Source organism: Sphingomonas sp. GW821-FHT10F11, assembly GCF_058809095.1.
This window is the reverse complement of record NZ_JBXASH010000003.1, coordinates 206373-228680: the sequence shown is the minus strand read 5'-3', so window position 1 is coordinate 228680 and position 22308 is coordinate 206373. Positions and strand designations below refer to the sequence as shown.

The 22308-nt window shown below is 67.5% G+C and carries 18 protein-coding genes; 11 read left to right on the top strand and 7 right to left on the bottom strand.

Annotated features, from left to right (window positions below; genetic code table 11):
- The first annotated feature begins 162 nt into the window (after window positions 1-162).
- The 3 genes from AC1RT8_RS11515 to AC1RT8_RS11505 all read left to right on the top strand — a co-directional run bounded on the left by AC1RT8_RS11515 (window position 163) and on the right by AC1RT8_RS11505 (window position 5432).
- Window positions 163-2655, top strand: a complete 2493-nt coding sequence (locus tag AC1RT8_RS11515; protein ID WP_493075783.1) for a glycoside hydrolase family 3 protein — start codon at window positions 163-165, stop codon at window positions 2653-2655.
- Complete coding sequence (locus AC1RT8_RS11510; RefSeq protein WP_493075782.1) at window positions 2652-3944, top strand: MFS transporter; 1293 nt, start codon at window positions 2652-2654, stop codon at window positions 3942-3944. The genes AC1RT8_RS11515 and AC1RT8_RS11510 overlap by 4 nt, the downstream gene beginning before the upstream one ends.
- A 63-nt stretch (window positions 3945-4007) precedes the next feature.
- On the top strand, window positions 4008-5432 hold the full coding sequence (locus AC1RT8_RS11505) for a pyridoxal phosphate-dependent decarboxylase family protein (RefSeq protein WP_493075781.1): 1425 nt from the start codon (window positions 4008-4010) through the stop codon (window positions 5430-5432).
- Window positions 5433-5556: 124 nt separating this feature from the next.
- On the opposite strand, the gene AC1RT8_RS11500 is transcribed toward AC1RT8_RS11505, so the two are convergent.
- Window positions 5557-7758 carry a penicillin acylase family protein gene (locus tag AC1RT8_RS11500; protein ID WP_493075780.1) on the bottom strand — a complete coding sequence of 734 codons (2202 nt, stop codon included), beginning with the start codon at window positions 7756-7758 and terminating at the stop codon, window positions 5557-5559.
- Between the two features lie 48 nt (window positions 7759-7806).
- Here AC1RT8_RS11500 and AC1RT8_RS11495 point away from each other — a divergent pair, with 48 nt between their 5' ends.
- Window positions 7807-9063, top strand: coding sequence for a metal-dependent hydrolase family protein (locus AC1RT8_RS11495; RefSeq protein ID WP_493075779.1), 1257 nt, complete (start codon window positions 7807-7809; stop codon window positions 9061-9063).
- Between the two features lie 514 nt (window positions 9064-9577).
- Here the strand turns inward: AC1RT8_RS11495 and AC1RT8_RS11490 are convergent.
- The gene (locus AC1RT8_RS11490) at window positions 9578-10432 is read right to left on the bottom strand and encodes an alpha/beta hydrolase family protein (RefSeq protein WP_493075778.1); all 855 of its coding nucleotides are present in this window, start codon (window positions 10430-10432) and stop codon (window positions 9578-9580) included.
- Entirely contained in the window at window positions 10429-11175 is a 747-nt protein-coding gene (locus AC1RT8_RS11485; RefSeq protein ID WP_493075777.1) for a YMGG-like glycine zipper-containing protein, read from the bottom strand. The genes AC1RT8_RS11490 and AC1RT8_RS11485 overlap by 4 nt, the downstream gene beginning before the upstream one ends.
- A gap of 290 nt (window positions 11176-11465) precedes the next feature.
- Between AC1RT8_RS11485 and AC1RT8_RS11480 the strand changes: the two genes are divergently transcribed.
- Window positions 11466-12242 (top strand): class I SAM-dependent methyltransferase, encoded by a 777-nt coding sequence (locus AC1RT8_RS11480; protein ID WP_493075776.1) that lies wholly within the window; start codon window positions 11466-11468, stop codon window positions 12240-12242.
- 2 nt (window positions 12243-12244) lie between these two features.
- Entirely contained in the window at window positions 12245-13189 is a 945-nt protein-coding gene (locus AC1RT8_RS11475) for a transporter (RefSeq protein ID WP_493075775.1), read from the top strand.
- Between the two features lie 83 nt (window positions 13190-13272).
- On the opposite strand, the gene pdxR is transcribed toward AC1RT8_RS11475, so the two are convergent.
- Window positions 13273-14754 (bottom strand): MocR-like pyridoxine biosynthesis transcription factor PdxR, encoded by a 1482-nt coding sequence (gene pdxR / locus AC1RT8_RS11470; protein ID WP_493075774.1) that lies wholly within the window; start codon window positions 14752-14754, stop codon window positions 13273-13275.
- A 100-nt stretch (window positions 14755-14854) separates the two neighbouring features.
- Here pdxR and AC1RT8_RS11465 point away from each other — a divergent pair, with 100 nt between their 5' ends.
- The 5 genes from AC1RT8_RS11465 (at window position 14855) to AC1RT8_RS11445 (ending at window position 20019) form a co-directional block, all read left to right on the top strand.
- Window positions 14855-16009, top strand: coding sequence for an aminotransferase class I/II-fold pyridoxal phosphate-dependent enzyme (locus tag AC1RT8_RS11465; protein WP_493075773.1), 1155 nt, complete (start codon window positions 14855-14857; stop codon window positions 16007-16009).
- A 321-nt stretch (window positions 16010-16330) separates the two neighbouring features.
- Window positions 16331-17290 carry a tail fiber protein gene (locus AC1RT8_RS11460; protein ID WP_493075772.1) on the top strand — a complete coding sequence of 320 codons (960 nt, stop codon included), beginning with the start codon at window positions 16331-16333 and terminating at the stop codon, window positions 17288-17290.
- Window positions 17291-17306: 16 nt separating this feature from the next.
- The gene (locus tag AC1RT8_RS11455; protein WP_493075771.1) at window positions 17307-17708 is read left to right on the top strand and encodes a GFA family protein; all 402 of its coding nucleotides are present in this window, start codon (window positions 17307-17309) and stop codon (window positions 17706-17708) included.
- 24 nt (window positions 17709-17732) lie between these two features.
- Window positions 17733-18116, top strand: coding sequence for a nuclear transport factor 2 family protein (locus AC1RT8_RS11450; protein ID WP_493075770.1), 384 nt, complete (start codon window positions 17733-17735; stop codon window positions 18114-18116).
- Window positions 18117-18411: 295 nt separating this feature from the next.
- Window positions 18412-20019, top strand: coding sequence for an ABC-F family ATP-binding cassette domain-containing protein (locus tag AC1RT8_RS11445; RefSeq protein WP_493075769.1), 1608 nt, complete (start codon window positions 18412-18414; stop codon window positions 20017-20019).
- A 43-nt stretch (window positions 20020-20062) separates the two neighbouring features.
- Here AC1RT8_RS11445 and AC1RT8_RS11440 read toward each other — a convergent pair whose 3' ends face one another.
- From AC1RT8_RS11440 to AC1RT8_RS11430, 3 genes are all read right to left on the bottom strand, one after another.
- Complete coding sequence (locus AC1RT8_RS11440) at window positions 20063-20527, bottom strand: SRPBCC family protein (protein ID WP_493075768.1); 465 nt, start codon at window positions 20525-20527, stop codon at window positions 20063-20065.
- Complete coding sequence (locus AC1RT8_RS11435; RefSeq protein ID WP_493075767.1) at window positions 20517-20879, bottom strand: ArsR/SmtB family transcription factor; 363 nt, start codon at window positions 20877-20879, stop codon at window positions 20517-20519. Before AC1RT8_RS11435 ends, AC1RT8_RS11440 begins: the two co-directional genes overlap by 11 nt.
- Window positions 20880-20986: 107 nt before the next feature.
- On the bottom strand, window positions 20987-22258 hold the full coding sequence (locus tag AC1RT8_RS11430; RefSeq protein ID WP_493075766.1) for an MFS transporter: 1272 nt from the start codon (window positions 22256-22258) through the stop codon (window positions 20987-20989).
- Between the last annotated feature and the right edge of the window lie 50 nt (window positions 22259-22308).

Here is a 22308-nt window from a genome sequence, read left to right as displayed (position 1 = left end):
GATCTGCGTTAGACACGACAATCCTGCCTCCGGGACGCGTGATTGGAATTGACAACGTAGGTCACCAGATGATGTAAGGGCTGTCGTGACCCGATTGATCGGGCGGCGTACGAACCGATCGATAGGGAGAGTGATGTGATATTCGGCAGGCGCAGGCTGAGGGTGGCGATCGGGGTAGCAAGCCTCGCGACCATCGCGACAGCGACGGGAATCGGCGCGGCGCAGACGCCGGGTGCCGCCTGGCCGCATGTCGGATCGCCCCTGCCGGCCGATCCGGCGATGGAAAAAAGGATCGATTCGCTGCTCGCCCAAATGTCCGATGAGGACAAGGTGGCACAGGTCGTCCAGCCCGATATCGGCAGCCTGACGATGGACGATATCCGCCGGTACAAGTTCGGATCGATCCTGGCCGGCGGCAGCTCCGGCCCCAACCGCAACGACAAGGCCCCCGCCCCCGCCTGGCTGGCCTATGCCGATGCGGCCTGGGATGCCGTAACGAAACGCGACGACGGCCGCCCGGTGATCCCGCCGATCTGGGGCATCGATGCGGTGCACGGCCATGCCAACATCATCGGCGCGACGATCTTCCCGCAGAATATCGGCCTGGGCGCGATGCGCGACCGCGACCTGATCCGGAAGATCGGCGAAGTGACCGCGAAGGAGATGGCGGTCACCGGGATCGACTGGGATTTCTCGCCCACCCTCGCGGTGGTGCGCGACGATCGCTGGGGCCGCAGTTACGAGGGCTTTTCCGAGGATCCGTCGGTGGTGCGCGACTATGCCGGCGCGATGATCGAGGGGCTTCAGGGCAAGGCGGGCACCAAGGAATTCCTGCGCGACGGCAAGGTGATCGCCACCGCCAAGCATTTCGTCGGCGACGGCGGCACCGCCAACGGCATCGACCAGGGCGACAATCCCGGAACGCCCGAGCAGATCCGCGACATCCATGGCGCGGGTTACCCCCCGGCAATCGCGGCGGGCGTGCAAGCGGTGATGGCGAGCTTCTCCAGCGTGCGCGGCACCAAGCTGAGCGCCGACAAGGAATTGCTGACCGGCGCGCTGCGCGACCAGATGGGATTCGACGGGCTGACCGTCGGCGACTGGAACGCGCATGGCCAGGTGCCGGGCTGTTCCAACACCTCCTGCGCCGCCGCGATCAATGCCGGCATGGACATGGTGATGGCGCCGGACAGCTGGAGGGGCTTCTATGCCAGCACGCTCGCCCAGGTGAAATCGGGCGAGATTTCGAAAGCGCGGCTCGACGAGGCGGTGCGGCGCATCCTGCGGGTGAAGATCCGCGCGGGCATGTTCGAGAAGGGCAAGCCTTCCTCCCGCCCCTTTGCCGGCAAGTTCGAGCTGCTCGGATCGCCCGAACACCGCGCTGTGGCACGGCAGGCAGTGCGGGAATCGCTGGTGCTGCTCAAGAACCAGGGCCATGTGCTGCCTCTGTCGCCCAAGCTCGACCTGCTGGTGGCGGGTGACGGCGCCGACAATATCCCCAAACAGAGCGGCGGCTGGACGATCAGCTGGCAGGGCACCGGCATGACCAATGCCGATTTCCCGCATGCCCAGTCGATCTATGCCGGCATCGCCGAAGCGGCCAAGGCAGCGGGCGGCAGCGCCACACTGAGCGTCGACGGCAGCTTCACCAAGAAGCCGGGCGCGGCGATCGTCGTGTTCGGCGAGGATCCCTATGCCGAGTTCGCGGGCGACCGGCCGACCATCGAATATCGTCCGGGCGAGAGCCGTGACCTGGACCTGCTGAAGAAGCTGAAGGCTGAGGGTATTCCGGTCGTCGCCGTGTTCCTGTCGGGCCGGCCATTGTGGGTGAACCCGGAGATCAACGTGGCCGACGCGTTCGTCGCTGCCTTCCTGCCCGGCGGCGAAGGCGGCGGCGTGGCCGATGTGCTGCTGGCCGGCGCCGACGGCAAGCCGCGCCACGATTTCCGCGGCAAGCTTTCCTATTCCTGGCCGAAGCGGATCGACCAGACGCCGCTCAACCGGGGCGACGCCGTCTACGACCCGCTGTTCGCGTTCGGATATGGGCTGACCTATGCCGACCAGGGCGACCTCCCGGCCCTATCCGAGGACCGGCCGGCCGCCACCACGCGGCCCGACGGCAATGTGTTCGCGCGCGGCACCTTGCCGCCGGGCTGGCGCTTCGACCTTGCCGAGCCGGGCGGGGTCGCCGAGCCGGTGACCGGCAATGCCGGCACGACCGGGGGCGGCGGCGTCCGCCTGTCGAGCGTCGACCGGCGCGCGCAGGAGGATGCGCGCAGGATAGTGTGGAATGCCGCGGGGGGCACGGTGCGGATCGCCGCCGACAAGCCGGTCGACATCGGCCGTGAATCCAATGCACAATATAATATGGTCATCGAATATCGCGTGGATGCGGCGCCCACCGGCACCGTCAGGCTTGGCATGCAGTGCGGCAGCAATTGCGCCGGCAATGTGCCGGTCACCGGGGTGCTGCGCACGGCGCCGGTCGGGCAATGGGCAACCCTCACTCTGCCGCTCAACTGCTTCGCCGCCGCCGGGCTCGACCCGCGACGGGTCAGTGCCCCGTTCACCCTGGCGAGCGACGGGGCGGTGAGTCTGTCGATCTCCGACATCCGCTTCGTCAGCGCCAATGGCGTCGCGGGGTGCCCGCAATGACCGGGGCGGAGGGCGGCAAGACCGCGGCCGGTGCGGGTGCCGCCTTCGCGGTGGTGACCTGCCTCTTCTTCGCCTGGGGTTTCATCACCTCCAACACCGACCCGCTGATCGCGGCGATGCGCGGCATCTACACGCTCAATGTGGCGGAAGGCATGCTGACCCAGTTCGCCTTTTTCCTCGCCTATTTCGTGGTGTCGCTGCCCGCCGCAGCATTGCTCGCGCGGCTGGGGCATAGCCGGACGATCATCACCGCGCTGGTGGTGATGATCGGCGCGTGCGGGCTGATGCTGATCGCCTCCCACATGGAGGCGTACACCATGGTGCTGGTCGCTTTGTTCGTGATGGCGGGCGGCATCACCGTGCTGCAGGTCGCGGCGAACCCGCTGGCGGCATCGCTCGGCACGCCCGAGCGGAGCCATTTCCGCCTGACCTTCGCCCAGGCGTTCAACTCGCTCGGCGTGGTGCTGGGCGTCAGCATCGGATCGAAGCTGATGCTGCGGCCCGATGTGTTCGGCCAGGGCGGGCATATCCTGCCGCATGTCCCGCGCAGCACGGCGTTGGGCGCGATCGACCATGCGTTCGTGCTGATCGCCATCGCGGTTGCGGCGCTTGCGCTGCTGATCTTCGCCTTTCGTAAGCGCATCAATGCGTCGGCCGCGGACATCACCATCCAGGGGGCGTCGCCGCTCAAGGCGCTGCGCTCCGGCTGGGCGGTGTTCGGCGCGGTCGCGATCTTCCTCTATGTCGGCGCCGAGGTGACGATCGCGAGCGTGATGATCAACTTCCTCAACCGCACCGACGTGCTTGGCCTGACGCTCGAGGCAGCGGGCGGCGTGCTGGCCTTCTATTATTGGGGCGGCGCATTGGCCGGGCGGTTCGTCGGCAGCGTGCTGCTGACCCGGGTGCGGGCGAGCTGGCTGCTGACCGGAGCGGCGGCCGTGGCGGCCTGCCTGACCGCGGCGGCGTTCCTGCTGCACGGACCGGCGGCGGCCTATGCCGCGTTGGGTGTCGGCTTCTTCAATTCGATCATGTTCCCGACGATCTTCAGCATCACCATGGAGCGATCGAAGACGTCGAGCGCATCGGTGTCCGGTCTGTTGTGCATGGCGATCGTCGGCGGGGCGTTGCTGCCCTTGTGGTCGGGGCAGATCGCCGACCGGACGAGCATCGGCATGACCTTCGTGCTGCCCGCCATCGCCTATGTCGGGATCGCCCTGTTCGCGGCGCTCGGCCCCAAGTCGCGTCTCTCCGGCGAGGACGCGGTGGAGGCGGCGCCGGCGTTCCACTGAGATGGCGGTTTGAAGGCCAGAAGCGGATGGCGCCTGACCTGCCCGGTGTGACATGGGTAGGCGATGGAACCAGACGATATCGATAGTGGCTACACTGCCATGGCCGAAGCCGCGCGGCGCGCCATTGCCTATCGCCGCAACATTGCGACGGCGGAGCATACGCCCGTCGCGAGCTATGGCGAGATGCTCGTCGCCTTCGCCGGGCCGACGCCGGAGCGGGGCGGCGACCCCGCCGCGATCATCGAGGAGCTGGCGACGCTCGCCACGCCCGGCATCCGAGCCTCGACGGGTCCGCGCTTCTTCGGCTGGGTGATCGGCCATTCGCATCCGACCGGCGTCGCGGCGGACTGGCTGGCCGCTGCCTGGGGGCAGAACGCCGCGAACCTCCAGGCGGCGCCTGCCGCGTCGGCGATCGAGGCGGTTGCGGCAGGGTGGCTGCTCGACCTGCTCGGGCTGCCGGCGAGCGCCTCGGTGGGTTTCGTCACCGGCGCGACGGTCGCCAATTTCGTCTGCCTTGCCGCTGCAAGAAGCGAAGTGCTGCGAAGCGCCGGCTGGGATGTCGAGGCGGACGGGCTGTTCGGTGCACCGCCGATCACCGTGCTGATCGGCGACGATGCACATGCCACGGTCTATTCGGGGATCAAGTATCTCGGGCTCGGCGCGCAGCGGGTGCGGCGGATCGCCTGCGATGCGCGCGGGCGGATGCTGGCCGACGAGTTCGCGCGGGCGTTGGGCGAGACCACCGGGCCAGTGATCGCGATCGCGCAGGCGGGGCAGATCAACACCGGCGCGTGCGACCCGTTCGCCGAGATCGCGCCGATGGCGCGGGCGGCGGGCGCCTGGCTGCATGTCGACGGCGCGTTCGGGCTGTGGGCGCAGGCGAGTCCGGACCAGGCGCATCTGACTGCGGGTGTCGAGCTGGCCGACAGCTGGGCGACCGACGGGCATAAATGGCTGCAGACGCCCTATGACAGCGGCTTTGCGATCGTGCGCGATGCAGAGGCGCATCGGCGGGCGATGGCGATCACCGCGAGCTATCTGCCGCCGGCCGAAGGCGCCGAGCGCGACCCATCCGCCTATGTGCCCGAGCTGTCGCGGCGCGCGCGGGGCTTTGCGGCCTGGGCGATGATCCGGCAGTTCGGGCGCGAGGGGATCGCGGCGATGGTCGCGGCGCATTGCGCCATCGCCAAGCACATGGCCGAGCGGCTTGCGGCGGTGCCGGGGGTCGAGCTGGTCTGCCCGGTCGAGCTCAACCAATTCATGGTGCGGTTCGGGGACGATGATGCGCTGACGCTCGCGACCGTCCGGCAGGTGCAGGAGGATGCGGTGGCGTTCATCGGATCGGCGCTGTGGCGCGGGCACTGGGTGATGCGGGTTTCGGTCTCCTCGGTGGCGACGACGATGGCAGAGGCGGGCGTGACGGTGGATGCAGTGATCGATGCGTGGCAGCGGGTGAGGAAAGCTCCCCTCCCTGCAAGGGAGGGGTAAGGGGGTGGGTGCGCGCGTCTGCGCGCCCAAAAGAAAAGTACGGTCCTCGCAGAACTCTCTCAGGGGCATCGAGCCCCTTCGCTCGTGACCCACCCCCTGCCCCTCCCTTGCAGGGAGGGGAGATTCATTGGCCCGGCTGGTATTTCCGCTCCACATGGCCGGTGAGGTCCTGCGGGTAGAAATAGACCGGGCGGAGATTGCCGTCGGCGTAGCGCTGGGCCTGATCGTTGAAATGGGGTGAGGCGGGGTTGCCGCTTTCGCCGCCCGCGGTGACTGCCCAGGCCTTGAGGCGCGGGCCGAACTCCACCACCGCGACGAAGCTGTTGCCGCTGGTGCCGTAATAGTTCTTCGTGTTCGGATAGGGTTTCGCCCCATAGCTCGCCAGCGACCCCCATTGGCCGGAGACGAATGGCACGGCGATGCTGGGTTTTGAATCGTCGAACCGGGCGTCGATCGAATCGTCGAGGCGCTGGAAGCGGTTGATCCGGCCCCAGGCCACGCGCCAGTCGCCGAAGTCGCGGGTGAGGCGGTCGACCGCCTGGACGAGCGCATCGAGTTTCGCTTCGGGCGTCACCTTCGCACCGATATAGTCGGGCACGTTCATGCGCTCGGCACGGGCGAAGCCGCCGACGTCCTTCCACAAGGTATCGCCCCAGAAGATCGCAAGCGAGGTCGGTTCGGACGCAGCGCTCCAGCGATAGTCCCAGCCCTTGAGCGCGGCGATCGGCGCGGCGAGCCTGGCGCGGCGGGCGTCGCTTGCGGGAAGTGCCTGCCAGGCGGACACGAGTTGCGGGATCAGCCTGGCGAAGGCGGGAAGATAGCTGTCATAGGCCGCGGCGCGCAGGCCCTCTGGCGTGAAGCTGGTCTTGCCCGTCAACAGCAGATCGGAATGCGTGCCGCGCGCATTCGCCCCGGCCTGATCCATATATTTGGGATAGTCGGCCGCCTTCGGACTGTCGGGGCCGGCCGACTGCCAGGGCCAGTCGTTCGAGTTCTTCGCCCAGCCGACCGGCGGGTTGATCGCATTGGGTAAGGTCGCAATCGCATGCAGCCCCTTCCAGTCCGTCGCGGGATCCGAGCCGTCGACCGCGCGCGTGTAATCGAAGCTGTCGTTGCGGATCGGCACGAATTGCGGGTGGAGATAGGCGATCTCGCCCTTGCTGTCGGCGAACAGCGTATCGTTCGAGCTGTTCGCCTGGCGCTCCGCCACGGCCATATAGGAAGCGAGATCGGTCGTCTTCGTGCGCAGCCAGCTTTGTTCGAGCGCGGGAATCGGTTTCCACATCAGCGAGATGGCGATCCATTTGCCGTCGCGCTTCGCTACGATCGGGCCATGATGCGTCCGCTGCACGGTGAAGGCGCGGGTGCCCATCGTGCCGTCGGGCTTGCGGAAGGAAATCGAGATGCGGCTGCGATCGACCGGGCGCAGCTTGTCGCCGTAACGGTAGGATAGCTTGCCCGAGTTGAACACGAAGGTCTCGGCGAACTCGTCGACATTGTCGACGCCCGAGGAGGTGTGCATCCAGCCGGCGTTCGCGTTGAAGCCCTGATAGATGAAGAACTGCCCCCAGGTGGAGGCGCCATAGGCGTTGAGCCCCTCCCCGCTGGTCATCTGCAGCTCGGAGCGGAAATAGAAGCTGGTGTGCGGGTTGATCAGCAGCAGGGCATGGCCGTCGGCAGTGTTTTTCGGCGCGATGGCGATGCCGTTGGAGCCGCGCGGCTCGCGGGGCACGCGGCCTAGCTCCTCGTCGGTCAGCGCGACCTGGCGGGTGCCGTAGAGGCTCTCCAGCTCCGACAGCGAGATGCGTTCGATATCGCCGCCGATGCTGCCTTCCGTGAAGGACAGGGCCATCCAGGGTTCGAAACGATTCAACACCTTGGGGTGGGTGTCGGGATGGGTGGCGAGATAATAGTTTAGCCCCGCCGCCCACGCGTCCATCAGCTTGCGCAGCCAGGCCGGGCTCTCGCGATATTGTTTCTGCAGGACGGCGGGATCGACATAGAGGCGCTGGCGCAGATCGGCCCAGATTGCCCTGCCACCGTCGGCCCCGCCCTGCGCCTCGGCGGTGCGGCCGAGCGCGGTGAGATAATTGGCTTCGATCCGGCTGAAATCATCCTCGGCCTGGGCGTAGATCGCGCCGAACACGGTGTCCGCGTCGCTCTTGCCGACGACATGGGCGATGCCCCAATCGTCGCGCGTGATGGTCACGCGGGCGGCCTGGGCCTTCCAGCCGGCCTTCTCGTCCGACGCCGCATGGGCGATGCCGGGAGTCAGGAGCGCAAGCGCGAGGAGCGGGTTGCGAAGGCGGCGGCTGAGTCTATCCATGCAACAAGGGCTATCCGGCGCATCGTGGCGCGGCAAGGAGAACGGGCGATGAAGTGGCTGCTGGCGCTGACCTTGTCGATCGCCGGGCCCGTGGCGGCGGCCGAGCCGCCCATCCTGCTGCGCCCGGCACAGGTGTTCGACGGCGTCGACCCGAAGCCGCATGCCGGCTGGGAAGTGCTGATCGAAGGCGGCAAGATCGTCTCGGTCGGGCCGAACCTGACTGCCCCCGCGGGCGCGCGCACGATCGATCTGCTCGGTCAGACCTTGATGCCCGGCATGATCGAGGGGCACGGCCATCTGTTCCTGCATCCCTATAACGAAACGAGCTGGGACGATCAGGTGCTGCACGAGCCGCTGGCGCTGCGCACCGCGCGGGCGGTGGCACAGGCGCGCGCGACCCTGATGGCGGGCTTCACCAGCGAACGCGACCTCGGCACCGAGGGAGCCGGTTATGCCGATGTCGGGTTGCGCCAGGCGATCGACCAGGGGATCGTGCCCGGGCCGCGTCTGACCGTCGCGACGCGGGCGATCGTCGCGCTCGGGGCTTATGGTCCCAAGGGGTTCGAGCCTGGCGTCGCCGTGCCACAGGGAGCCGAGGAAGTGAGCGGCGTCGACGACATGGTCCGCGCCGTGCGCGGACAGATCGCGGCAGGCGCCGATGTGGTGAAGCTCTATGCCGATTACCGCTGGGGGCCGGGCGAGCCGAGCCGGGCGACCCTGTCGCTGGCCGAGATCACCGCCGCGACCGAGGCGGCGCATGACGCTGGCCGCTCCGTCGCGGTCCATGCCTCCACCGCCGAAGGCATGCGCCGGGCGATCGCGGCCGGGGTCGATACGATCGAGCATGGCTATGGCGGGACACCGGAGATCTTCAAGGCGATGGCGGCGAAGGGGATTGCATTGTGCCCGACGCTCGCCGCGTCGGATGCCGTGGCGCGCTATCGCGGATGGAACGGCGCCGATCCCGCGCCGGCGAGCGTCGCCGACAGCCGGAAGTCCTTCGCGCTTGCCCGCGCAGCCGGCGTGCCGATCTGCATGGGCGGCGATGTCGGCGTGTTCGCGCATGGCGAGAATGCGCGCGAGATGGAGCTGATGGCCGCAGGCGGCATGCCGGCCGCTCAGGTGATGATCGCGGCGACTTCGGGCAATGCGCGGGCGTTTCACCTCGATGGCAAGATTGGCGCGGTGAAGGCCGGACTGCTCGCCGATCTGATCGCGGTGAGCGGCGACCCGACCCGGGACCTTGCGGCGGTGCGCGACGTGCGGTTGGTGATCAAGGGCGGTTTGGTGGTGAAGGGGCCCTGACGCGCGGCGTGGCGGGTTCAAGTATTGGTGTTGGAGTCGGATCGACACTGACCAGTATTCGTCGAATTTTGCGACCCACCTGCGAGGAGAGCGAATCGCGGTACTATTGTGCGCCTGCAGCGTGTTTAGTTGGGGAACCTGAAACGGTGTTGGAAGCACAAGTAATGCTCCGCGAAATACGGCGTTGGTCGCATTTGACGAATAGCTGCCGAATTTCGCAGGGGGTATCAGGAGTTGTTCGCGCTTTTCTTGCGGATAGTTGAAGGCTGGAATCTCTACTGGCACGGGTTGCCTCGCTCCGAACTCCGGCGTGGAGCGCCGGGCGAGAGACGATAGCGGGCGGTGCGAGAGGTTGAATCGGGGCGCTCAGGTCGCCTGCCCTTCGTGCTTCCCCGGCGAAGGCCGGGGCCCAGTTGGAAAGGCTCCTGTGACGCGCGCAGCGTCCGCCAATTCATGTCTCCCGACTGGGCCCCGGCCTTCGCCGGGGAAGGAATGAAGGGAGGCGGCGTTCGTTCTACTGACTGAACGGAAACAGATGCACGGTCTCTGGAAGCGTGACCTTCACCGTCGCGCCATCCCCATCGAGCTTCGCCACGATCGCGCGAAGGATCATCGCCACCACGGCGCCATCGGGCGCATGCCCCGCATCCTTGATGACGAAGGCAGCGCCGGGCCTGTGCGCCGTGCCGGCCGCCTTGGCGAGTTGCTCGCCCATCTGCCATGGCACGGTGTCGTCAGCGGTGCCCTGGATCAGGTAGAGCGGCTCGTCGAGCTTCGGGATCGCCGCCACATTGTCATACTCGTTGGGCACGGCGGCGCGGAGAAGCTTCGACACCATGTCGCGCAATCGGGTGAAGGCACCGATGGTGACGAGCGCGTCGGCATGCTGGCGCGTGGCGAGCCCGAAGGCGACGCCACCGCCCAGGCTGTGGCCGACCACGATCAGCTTGCCACTGCCCGCCAGGCTGCGAGCGCGGGCGTAGAAGGCGTCGGCATCGGCGGCGAGGCCGGCTTCGCTCGCCTTGCCCGGATTGCCGCTATATTCGCGGTACTCCGCGGCGACGATGCCATAACCCTCGGCGATCAGCGGGGCGAACCACTCCACCGATCGCATCGCGCTCGACCCGTTGCCGTGAAAAGCGAGCAGGGTCGGCTTGCCGTCACGCGGGGCGATCTCGATGCCCTTGAGCGTCAGGCCGTCGGCGGTCTGCACGGTCGCGATCGTGGCGCCGCCGGGCAGGCCCGCCAGACTCACCGGCGCTTTCGGCGCGGGATAGATGCGGCCATGGACCTGCGCCGTCGCCGGGGCGGCGAGGAGCAGGGCCGGCATCAGGGCGAGGGCGAGATGCCCGAACGTCCGCGCCGTCACCAGCGGCGGTGGCGATAACCGCCGCGATAGCCGCGATAATGATAGGGCCGCGCATAGCCGCGATGGCGGTAATACCAGGCGTGATAGGGATAGGGCCGGTAGTTCCAGCGGCCCTCATAATAGACCCAGGGCCGATACCAGCCCGGCGCGGCGTAATAATAGGGCCCGTCATAGCCGCCATAATAAAAGGCGGGCGCGTCGCTGCGCACGACGAAGCCGGGCGGGCAGCCGGGGCTGGTGTCGTAACGGCTCTGGTCGCCGAGCGCGGCACCGCCCGCGGCACCGGCGACACCGCCGACAAAGGCGCCCGCGCCGCGATCGTGCCGGCCGGCGATGCTCGAGCCGAGCAGGGCGCCGAATACGCCGCCGATCACCGCGCCGGCAGTGGCGTTGCTCCGCGCCTTGACGCAGTTCCGCGCCGACCAGTCCTCGGCATAGGCCTCGTAGCGGCGATCCTGGTCGCCTTGTACCGTGTCGGCCTGGTCCGCCACATAGCCCGGCGGCGGCGGGGGTGGTTCCGACCCGTCATAGCCGGGCGGGGGCGCGTCATCCTGCTCATCATAGCCTTGCTCGGGCGGCGGTGGCGGATCTTGATAGCCCTGCTGCGGGTCCGGCTCGCGATAGCCCGTCTGAGGCTGCGGGGGCGGATAATCCTGGGCTGAGGCCATCGAGGCCGAGATCGGGGAGATCGCCGTAACCAGAGCGACCAGGGCACAGGCAGTTCGCCGAATTGACTGGGACATCAACCACATCCTTTTACCGCAGCGCCAACGCCCATGCGCCTTTTCGGGTGAATGATTGCTGACCGGACGGGTCGTTGCACTCACTGCCGGCGCAAATATCGTCGCGACCGATATGCCCCGAGTTTCGAGCTTCCCACTGGACCACTTCGCCAGGCAACCAGGTGAATCCGACGGCGTGGCCGGGCGTCCGGCGCAAAGTGGACCACTCGATTTTGCGGGATGTGGAGCTTGTCGCAACCGCGCGCGTGGCGGAAATCCGTGGCTTCCGCCAACCATCGAGGACAGGCGATATGCGCCATCCGCTTCTCACCGCCATGGCCATGCTGCTGGTTCCGGCGCTCCTTCCGATCACGGCGCATGCCCAGACCACTGCCGTTCCGCCGGCCATCGCCGCTGCCGTCGCGGACTCGTCGCGGCCCGCAACCGACACAGCGCGCGATGCCAATCGCAAGCCGGCGGCGACCCTGGCGTTCATCGGCGTGAAGGCGGGCGACAGGATCGCCGATTATGCATCGGGCGCGGGATATTTCACGCGCCTGTTCGCGTCGGCGGTCGGGCCGAAGGGCCATGTCTATGCCTCGGTGCCGGCCGAGCTGTTCACCTTCCCGAACATTGTCAAGGGGATCGCCGATACGCAGATCTGGGCAGCCTCTCACCCCAATGTCACGGTCACCCTTGCGGCCGCGCTGCCCGCCGCGCGCTATCCCGAGCCGCTCGATATCTTCTGGATCGGGCAGAATTATCACGACCTAAAGGACCCCTTCATGGGGCCGGTCGACATCAGCGCGTTCAACCGGGCGGTGTTCGCAGCACTGAAGCCGGGGGGCGTCTATGTCGTGCTCGACCATGTCGCAGCGAAGGGGTCACCCGCCAATGTCACCGACACGCTGCACCGGATCGAACCGTCGATAGTGCGGCGCGAGATCGAGGCGGCGGGCTTCGTGTTCGAATCCGAAAGCGCGATCCTCGCCAACCCGCTCGACCCGCACACCGCCGGTCCGTTCGACCCGTCGATCCAGGGTCATACCGACCAGTTCCTGTTCAGGTTCAGAAAACCCCGATCGTGAACATGGCCCGCCATCTGAGCTGCCTGGCGCTCGCCTTTCCCGCTGCGCCGGCACTGGCCGAGGAGCCGCCGCCCGTAGCGACCGTCGCCCCTCCGCCTGCCCGGCAATCGCTCGACGATGCCTGGTGGACCGGGCCGATGCTGGCGAATTCTGCCGCGACCCTGCCGCGCGGCCACGCCCTGATCGAGACCTATGTCTTCGACCAGATTTCGGGCGGCGTCAGTTCCTACGGATCGCTGACCTACCTGCTCTACGGCGTGACCGACACGCTGACCCTGGGCGCGCGGCCGATGTTCGGGTTCAATCCCGCCGGCGGCGCCTCGACCATGGGCATGGGCGATCTCACCCTGCAGGCTCAATATCGGCTGTCGTCGTTCCGGGCCGATCCCTGGAAGCCGGCGATCGCGGTGTCGCTGCAGCACAGCCTGCCGACCGGGAAATATGACCGGCTCGGCACGCGGCCCGGCGACGGGCTGGGCAGCGGGGCACATGCCACGACCCTTTCGCTCTATGCGCAGAATTACAGCTGGCTCGGCAATGGGCGCCTGTTGCGGACCCGGCTGAACCTGTCGACATCGCTGCCGGGCAAGGCGCGCGTGGAGGGCGTCAGCGTCTATGGCACCAGGCATGGCTTTCGCGGCGTGGCGCGGCCCGGCGCGTCCTTCGATGTGGGCGGTTCGGTCGAATATAGCGTGACGCGACGCTGGGTGCTGGCGCTCGACCTCACCTATGATCACACAGCGCCGACCCGCGTGGCCGGCGTCGATCTCGGGAATGCCCCGGTTGTCCGCCGATCCGGGGCGAGCGACAGTTTCGCGATCGCGCCGGGGATCGAATATAGCTGGAGGCCGAACCTCGGGGTGCTGATCGCCGCGCGGATCGTTCCGCGTTCCCACAACACGGTGCCGTCGATCACCCCTGCGGTGGCGATCAACTATGTGCTTTAGGGTCGTTTGAGTGCGGAGGCGATCTAGCCCCTCTCCTTCAGGGGAGGGGCTGATTTAGGATGGACCGAAGGCGGCTTCAGCCCTCAGAATTCCTCCATCGCCTCGCGGACCATCGCCATCGCCGTGCGGATCGCGGGCGGGTCCATCATGCCGAAGCCGAAGACGAGCCCCGCCTGAGTCGCCGGCCCGTGATAATACCGGCTGAGGCTGCGGATATGGATGTTGCGGCTCGCCAGCGTGCGGGACAGGGCGTCGACATCGACGGTGCCCTTCGAGATCGCCGTGACATGCATGCCGTAAGCGGATTCGACCGGATCGAGCCAGGCGCCGAAATCGCGGCGCAGCAGATCGAGCAACAGGGTGCGCCGCTCTCCGTACAGCCGCCGCATCCTGCCGATGTGCCGGGTCAGATGGCCGCCCCCGATGAAGCCGGTCACCACCGCCTGGGTCGGCATCGAACAGGGCCCGTCGGCGCAGATCTTGGCGGTTGCCAGCGCCCGCACCGCCCAGCGCGGCGGCAGGGCGAAACCGAGGCGGATATTGGGCAGGGTCGATTTGGAGAAGGTCCCGACATAGAAGACGACATCATCCTCATCGACCGTCTTCAGCGCCCTGACCGGCCCGCGCGCGGCGCGGAACTCGCCGTCATAATCGTCCTCGACGATGAGGGCGCCATTGTCCCGCGCGAAGCGGATCAGCGCCGCGCGCCGCTCCTTCGAGAGAGTCGATCCGAGCGGAAACTGGTGCGACGGACTGACGCAGATGATGGCGGCATCGCGGGGCAATCGGTCGATGATCATCCCGTCGGCATCGACCTCGACGGGATGCAGGCGGGCGCCAGCCGCGGCGAAGGGGATGCGGGTGGGCGCATAGCCCGGATTCTCGACCGCCACCACCGACCGCCCCGGTTTCACCAACAGCCTGGCGAGCAGATCGAACGCCTGTTGCGCACCGCTGGTAACGACCAGGTCATCGGGCTGGCAGGCGATGGCCCGCATTACCGACAAATGCATCGAGATCGCCGCGCGCAGATCGGGATTGCCCTGCGGGTGGCCATAGTTGAACGGCGCCTGCTCGAACGCGCGCAGCTTCTGCGCCGATACGCGGCGCAATATGTCGAACGGGAAATGCTTCAGATCGACCAGGCCGGGGCGGAAATCGAAGACCGCCGGATAGGCCATCGTGTCGGGCACGGCGGCGGTGGCGTCGCTGAAGAAGCCGAACGCCGACGCCACGTCGGGGCGGAGCCAGAAGGGATTGAGCCGATCCTCGGGCGCCGCGCCGGGCGCCGCGATATCCGTGAGGGGCGCGGGCCGTTCGGCGACATAGGTGCCCGATCCGTGCCGTGAGGCGAGCAGCCCCTCGTCGAGCAGCTGGTTATAGACCCCCACCACCGTGGTGCGCGCCAGACCGTACAGCGCCGCCGCGGCGCGACTTGCCGGCACCCGCGCGCCCGGCTTGAGTTGCCCGCCCAGGATCGCCTCCCTGAGCTGCCGATGAAAGCGCTGCGCCCGGAGGGGCGTGCCCGCGGCGCCGATATCAAGCTCGACTTCGAAGATCGCCATGGCCCGGCTTACCGGTTCGCGCTGGCGCCGCCAATCCGATCGGGCACATCATCGGCGACAAGCCGATTGTGCCCGCCGCCCGAGCCTGTAAGCGGGCAGTATGTCAGCCGAGATCGATCCCTTCCACGCCATCGCCGTCAGCCGTTTGGCGCACAGGATGTCAGCCGAGGGACGATCGGTGATCCATATGGAGTTCGGCCAGCCCTCCACCGGCGCGCCGGCAGCGGCGATCGCGACCGCGCAGCATGTGCTGGCAACCGACGGCATGGGCTATTGGGAAAGCATGCCGCTCAAGGCGCGGATCGCGCGGCATTATGACGAGACGTACGGCGTCGCGATCGACCCCGAACAGGTGGTGCTGACCTGCGGCGCCTCGCCCGCCTTCGTGCTCGCTTTGTCCTGCCTGTTCGCGCCGGGCGACCGGGTGGCATTCGCGCGGCCGGGTTATGTCGCCTATCGCAACACGGTGAAGGCGCTTCATCTCGAGCCGGTCGAGATCGGCTGCGGCGAGGCGGAGCGGTTCCAGATCACGGCGGCCGCGATCGAGCGGCTCGACCCGGCGCCGCAGGGGCTGATCCTGGCGAGCCCGGCCAACCCGACCGGCACGATCATCGCCGCCGACGAACTGGCGGCGATCGTCGCGGTATGCCGCAGGCGGAGCATCCGCATCGTCTCGGACGAGATCTATCACGGATTGAGCTATGTCGGTCCGGCGCGATCGGTGCTGCAGGAGGATTCCGACGCGCTGATCATCAACAGCTTCTCCAAATATTTCAGCATGGCGGCGTGGCGGCTCGGCTGGCTGGTGGTGCCGCCCAGGCTGATCGACGCGGCGCGGGCGCGGATGGGCAATCTGTTCCTGACGCCGCCGTCGCTGGCGCAGCATGCGGGGCTGGTCGCGTTCGATTGCCGGGACGAGCTGGAGGGGCATGTCGCGGCCTATGCGCGCAACCGCGACCTGCTGCTCGCCGCGCTCCCCGCGCTCGGGCTGAAGCGGATCGCGCCGCCCGATGGGGCCTTTTATATCTGGGCGGATATCGGGCATCTGACCGACGATAGTATGGATTTCTGCATTAAGCTGCTGGCCGACACGGGCGTCGCGACGGCACCTGGGATCGATTTCGATCCGGTGGAGGGACGGCGGTTCATGCGGTTCAGCTTCGCGGTGTCGACCGACCGGGTGGAGGAAGCACTGCGGCGGATCGCGCCGTGGTTCGCGGCGCAGGCAAGGGTACGTGCCGAGGCGACTGGTTAAATCCAGGCGGATCGACATTCACGAGAACTGAACTTCCTCTCCAGTGGGAGTTTTGCCGGGAGTCAGGTCAATCATGCCCCCGGCATGATTGAGAAATGCCCGGGGGGCATTTCGACCTGTCGCCCGGCAAAACTGATAGTGAAGCTTGGCAGCTTGCTGCCTAGCGAAACTTGGTGAGGGGCTCCGGGAGTTATCGAGAGCTCCCGGAGCCCCTCGCCAACTCCGACTGGAGAGGAAAAATGTGGTTTCGTGACCTCGATTGCGCATCCTAGCCAGACGTGTAGCCTCGGACGGAAGGCGGTCCGCCACAGGGGGTAGGTTATGCTGGAATCGTTGAGCGCGTCGGGCGATCCGCGGCCGGTGGGGAGCCAGCCGATCCCTATCGCCCTTCCTTCCTATATCGCGCCGACCGGCGAATATCCGTCGGCGGATGGCCCTGGCACGCCGATGTTCCTGCTGGCGATGATCCATACCGCGATCGGCCAGGCCGGACAGGCCCCGTTCAATGCGCTGCCCCCCGATGGCCGCCTGCTCACCGTCGATCAGGCCCACATGGCCGACGCGCCGCTGTATTCCGTGATCATGAACCAGTTCGGCGGCGAGCCCCCGAGCTTCGCCCTGCCCGATCTGCGTGGGCGGTCGGTGGTCGGGAGCAATCCCGGCGTGGCGCCGCCGCCGAACACGGTGCCGATGCAGTGGATCATGGCGACGCAGAGCGTGTCGCAGTTCGACCAGGTTGCGGGGGTCGCGGCCGGGATGGTCGTGCCGTTCGCGGGCAGTTTCGCGCCCTCCGGCTGGGTGGCGTGCGACGGATCGATCTTCACCCAGGCGCAATATCCCGAACTCTTCACGCTGTTCGGCAACGCATTCGGCTGGCTGACGACGACGGAAGTCGCCTTGCCGCGCCTGACCGACAATGTCGTCATCGGCACCGGCGCGCCGTACGCGCCGGGATGGCCGGCCACGACGGTCGGAACGATGATCGGCGGAGGGCCGCTCCAGGGCGTGTGCCTCAACTATCTCATCTGCTTCAACGGCCTCTGGCCCAATGACTCCCCGTCCGCCTCGGTGCCCGTGCAGCAGGGCTTTATCGGCCAGATTATCGCCTATGCCGGCAATGACGCGCCGCCGGGCTGGCTGTTCTGCGACGGCTCCCTGCTGGCGATCGAGACCTATATGGAGCTGTTCGCACTGATCGGGAGCATTTACGGTGGCGACGGCGAGACGAATTTCGCCGCGCCCGATCTGCGCGGCAAGGTGATCGTCGGCCCTGCCGACTGAGCGTGCGGAGCGGAGCATGACCGAAGAGCGGATTTCCGAATGCCTGTGCGGCGCCCTGAGCGCGACCTGTCGCGGGGAGCCGGTGCGCGTTTCCGTCTGCCATTGCCTGAACTGCAAGCGCCGGAGCGGCAGCGCCTTTGCGTATACCGCGAGCTACGACACCGCCCAGGTGTCGACGAATGGCGAGCATGCCACCTATCGCCGGATCGGCGACGAGGGCCGCTGGGCGGATTTCCATTTCTGCCCCCAATGCGGCAGCGGGGTGTTCTACGAGATCGAGATGCGGCCGGGCATGATCTCGGTGCCGGCGGGCGGCTTTGCCGACAGGGATTTCCCCGCGCCGTTCGTCGAGGTCTTCGAGAACCGGCGGCCGGACTGGTGCGTCATCCAAATGGCGGGACCGCTGGCGCAGGAGTGAGCGCGCCACCCATGGAGGGGACAGATGGAGATCGACCCGCAGCGCTTCGCCGCCGAATGGGCCGCGGCCTGGAACGCGCATGACATCGAGGCAGTGCTCCGCCATTTTCATGACGAGGCCAGCTTCTCCTCGCCCTTTGCCGCGCTCGTTGTGCCCGAGAGTGGTGGGCGGCTGATCGGGAAGGCGGCGATCAGGGATTATTGGTCCATCGGCATTGCGCGCATCCCGGACCTGCACTTCTCCATCGATGCCGTGTTCGTCGGGATCGATTGTCTCGTCATCGCCTATGAGAACCAGAAACAGGCCCGGGTGTGCGAGGTGCTGAAATTCGCGGGTGCGTTGGTGATCGAGGGGCACGGCACCTATGCTGAGGGTGTGGCGAACCCCACGGGGGCGAGTGGCGAGTAGAACGTACGTTGGGCAATCCAGCACCCCGTTCGTCCCGAGTGCCATCGATCTTGTCGAGAACTCGTATCGAGGGACAAGCGTCACGAGTTCCACCTGTACCTCGATACGAACTCTCGATACGCCTTCGGCTACTCGATCTCTACTCGGCACGAACGGAAAGGGTGGTTCCGATTTCACGCATCATGATCTAGAACCGTCGCATCAGGCCGCTGACACCGGCCCTCCGACCGGATGTGCAGCATGACCTTCTCCCTGACCGCAACGCCAGTTCGCCTTGCCTTCGGGGATATCCATCATGCCTGCCATTGCCGTTTCCCATCTCTCCTGGTCGACGCCTGACAACCGCCCGGTTTTCGCCGATCTCGACCTGAGCTTCACCACCGAGCGCGCCGGATTGGTCGGGCGCAACGGCGTGGGCAAGTCAACGCTGCTCAGGCTGATCGCCGGGCAATTGCCGGTCCAGTCCGGCCGGATCTCCGTGAGCGGCACGATCGGGGTGCTGCGCCGGACCGTGCAGGTGCGCCCCGACGAGACGGTCGCCGACCTGTTCGGCGCGACCGAGGCGCTCGCGCTGCTGCGGCGTGCGGAACAGGGCGTCGCCAGCATCGAGGAGCTGGGCGAAGCCGACTGGACGCTGGAGGATCGCATCGCGTCGGCGCTAGGCCGGGTTGGGCTCGAGGTCGGGCCGGAGACGCCGCTGACCGCGCTTTCCGGCGGGCAGCGCACGCGGGCGAGCATGGCGGGCGCGATCTTTTCGGAACCCGATTTCCTGCTGCTGGACGAGCCGACCAACAATCTCGACCGGGAGGGGCGCGATGCGGTGATCGCGTTGCTCGCCGGCTGGCGGGCGGGCGCGATCGTCGTCAGCCATGACCGCGAACTGCTCGAGACGATGGACGCGATCGTCGAGATGACCAGCCTGGGCGCGACGCGCTATGGCGGCAACTGGAGCCGCTACCGCGAGCGCAAGGCGATCGAACTGGCAGCCGCGGAGCGCGACCTGGCCGAGGCCGAGCGGCAGGTGGCCGAGGTCGCGCGGGGCGCGCAGGAGGTGGCCGAGCGCAAGGCGCGCAGGGACGGCGCCGGCAAGCGCAAGGGCGCCAGGGGCGACATGCCGCGCATCCTGATCGGCGCGCGCAAGGACCGGGCCGAGGACAGCGGCGGCGAGAACCGGCGGCTGGCGGAGCGGCAGCGGGCACGGGCGGCCGAGGCCGCGACGGCGGCGCGCGAGCGGGTGGAGGTGCTGCAGCCCTTTGCGGTGACGCTCGCGCCGACCGGGCTGCCGGCCAACCGGACCGTATTGGAGATCGAGGGCGTGACGGCGGGATATGAGCCGGGCAAACCGGTGCTGCACGATCTGTCGCTGACGATCAGCGGGCCGGAACGCGTCGCGGTGACGGGGCCGAACGGGTCGGGCAAGACGAGTTTGCTGGGGCTGATCACCGGCGCGCTGCGGCCCTGGAGCGGGACGGTGCGGGTTCCGGTCGATCTGGCGATGCTCGACCAGCGGGTCAGCCTGCTCGATCCGGACAGCTCGATCCGCGACAATTATGCGCGGATCAACCGAACGACCGACGAGAATGCCTGTCGCGCGGCACTCGCCCGTTTCATGTTCCGCGCCGATGCCGCGTTGCAGATCGTCTCGACGCTCAGCGGCGGGCAGATGCTCCGTGCGGGGCTTGCCTGTGTGCTGGGCGGCACGAAACCCCCTTCCCTGCTGATCCTGGACGAGCCGACCGACCATCTCGACCTGGACTCGATCGAGGCGGTGGAAGCGGGGTTACGCGCCTATGATGGCGCGCTGCTGGTGGTCAGCCATGACACGGCGTTCCTGGAGGCGATCGGCATCGCGCGGCGGATCGCCTTGTCGGGAGCCGCGCAGGAATCAAGCCGGGTACCCTGAGGCTCTTGCCCAGGATGCCCGGCCATGTCGTTGATCAGCGGCCTCAGCCCTCGACTTCCTTCGCCAGGATTTCGAGCAACCCGAGCGTGCCTTCCTTCCGTCCGGTGCCATCGTCCGATCCGTCGAGATAGGTGCCCTGTTCGGTGTGAGTCAGCAGCGTGCCGCCGTTCGACGGGGTGAGTTCGATCGTGGTGAGCGAGGCCGACATCGGCGCGGCGCCGATCGCCATACGATAGCAGAAGACGATGCGCTGGTCGGGCACGATATCCTGATAGACCGCCTCGTTCAGGATCTCCGGGCCGTCACCATAGCGGAAGCGCGATACCTCGCGTCCGTTCACGCTGAAATCGGCGGTGTGTTCGAACACTTCGAACCCCTCGCCTTCGACCAGCCAGCGCCGTTTCGCCGCGGTGTCCGAAAAGGCGGAAAACACGCGCGACGGGGATGCGTCATACTGGCGTTCGAGGCGGAACGTGCTGTGCACCGCGGGCCTTGCTTCAATGGTCATTCTTGCTTCCTTTCGTCTTGATTGGGGTAGGATCAGGGTCGCCGAGAAATTCCTCCAGCCGGTCGAGGCGCCGTTCGGCCGGGCTGCGCCGGTCGGCGATCCAGCCGGCGATGCCGTCCATCCCGCCGGGCACCAGCCGATAGGTGCGCACCCGGCCGATCTTTTCGCTGGCGACGATGCCGGCAGCTTCCAGGACCTGGAGATGCTGCACCACGGCCGCGAGCGACATGTCGAACGGTTCGGCCAGGCTGCTCGTGCTCGCGGGCGCGCGACCGAGATGCTCGACGATCGCGCGGCGAGTCGGCTCGGCCAGGGCAGCCAGCAGGAGATCGATGGGATAATTGTTAAGCACAGACTTGAGTATCACGAGAGTCGCTCGGATAGTCAAGTACAAACTTTAGTATCTTTGTCGGGCGTGCCCTGAGCCTGCTCAGCGTTCCTTGGAAACGAAGGGTCGGATTATGCTGGGGGTGTGGCCGGGGCCGACTCACGACTTGCGTACGAGCGGGCATTGCCCAGCCCAAGGAAGGCGAGCGTGGCCAGCAGCATCGCCCCTAACCCGAGGGCGAGCGCAACCCCATAACCGCCGGTCGCATCGTGGAGGCGTCCGAAGGCGATGATGCCGGTCGCGGTGCCGGCCAGCGCCAGCATGAGCAAGGTGCCATAGATCTCGCCATATGCGCGCAGGCCGAACAGGCGCGCCGCGAAGAAGGGCAGCAGATCATGCTCGGCGCCGTTCATAAGCCCGGCGACGAACACGGCCAGCATCAGCAGCGCGAAGCCCGGCATAGGTAGCTGGAGCAGGCCGAAGCCGATCGCGGAGAGGATCGCGGCGCAGGCGGCCATGCTGGCCGGGCGGAAGCGATCGACCAGCGCGCCCATGGCGAGGCGGCCGACGACCTGCGACGCGCCGTAGCTGGCGAGCAGCAGCGCCGCCTGCCCGGCGTTCAGCCCGCGATCCAGGCCGAACGGCACGAGCTGCGTGACCAGGCCGATGGTCGCCATGTTGATCAGCATGACGCTGCTGGCGAGCAGCCAGAAGGAGCGGCTGCGCCTGGCCTGCGCACCGGTCGCGCCCGGCAACAGGCCGGCGCCCGACGCGTCGACCGCGAGGCCTGCCGGACTGGAGGAGGCGCCGCGGATGAGCAGCAGCACCGCCGGCAGCGCCAGCAGCACGGTGAGGCCCGCGAGCGCGAGGAAGCCGCCACGCCAGCCGGACGCGGCGATCACCAGGGCGAGGATCGGCGGCACGAGGATCGTCGTCACCGACAGGCCCGAGGTCGCGATGCCGAGCGCCAACCCGCGGTGGAGGACGAAGACGGACGAGATCAATTTGCCATGGACCAGGGCGCTGGTGCCCGGGACGGCGAGCGCGAGGCAGACGACCAGCAATTGATAGTGCCAGAGCAGGCCCGTCAGGATCGACATGCCGCAATAGGCCAGGCCAAGCAGCAGCATCGCCGCGACGATCACCGCGCGGACGCCGATGCGATCGGCCAGCCGCCCGATGAACGGCGCCGCGAGCGCGCCGGCCAGGCCGAGCCCGGCGGCGGTGGCGATCTCGCCGCGGGTCCAGCCGAAATCCGCCGTCATACCGGCGGTGAACAGGCTGGAGACGTTCTGGAAGAGGCCGGGACCGGTGCCGATACCGATCATGCCGGCGGCGACCAGCGGCCAGCCCTTGCGCCATTCACTCCTGCCGGCCTGTACCGCCGGGGCCCCGGATTCCATGAAGCTGATTCCTCGATATGGACGGCGAGCCTAGCGGCCCCGACCCCATC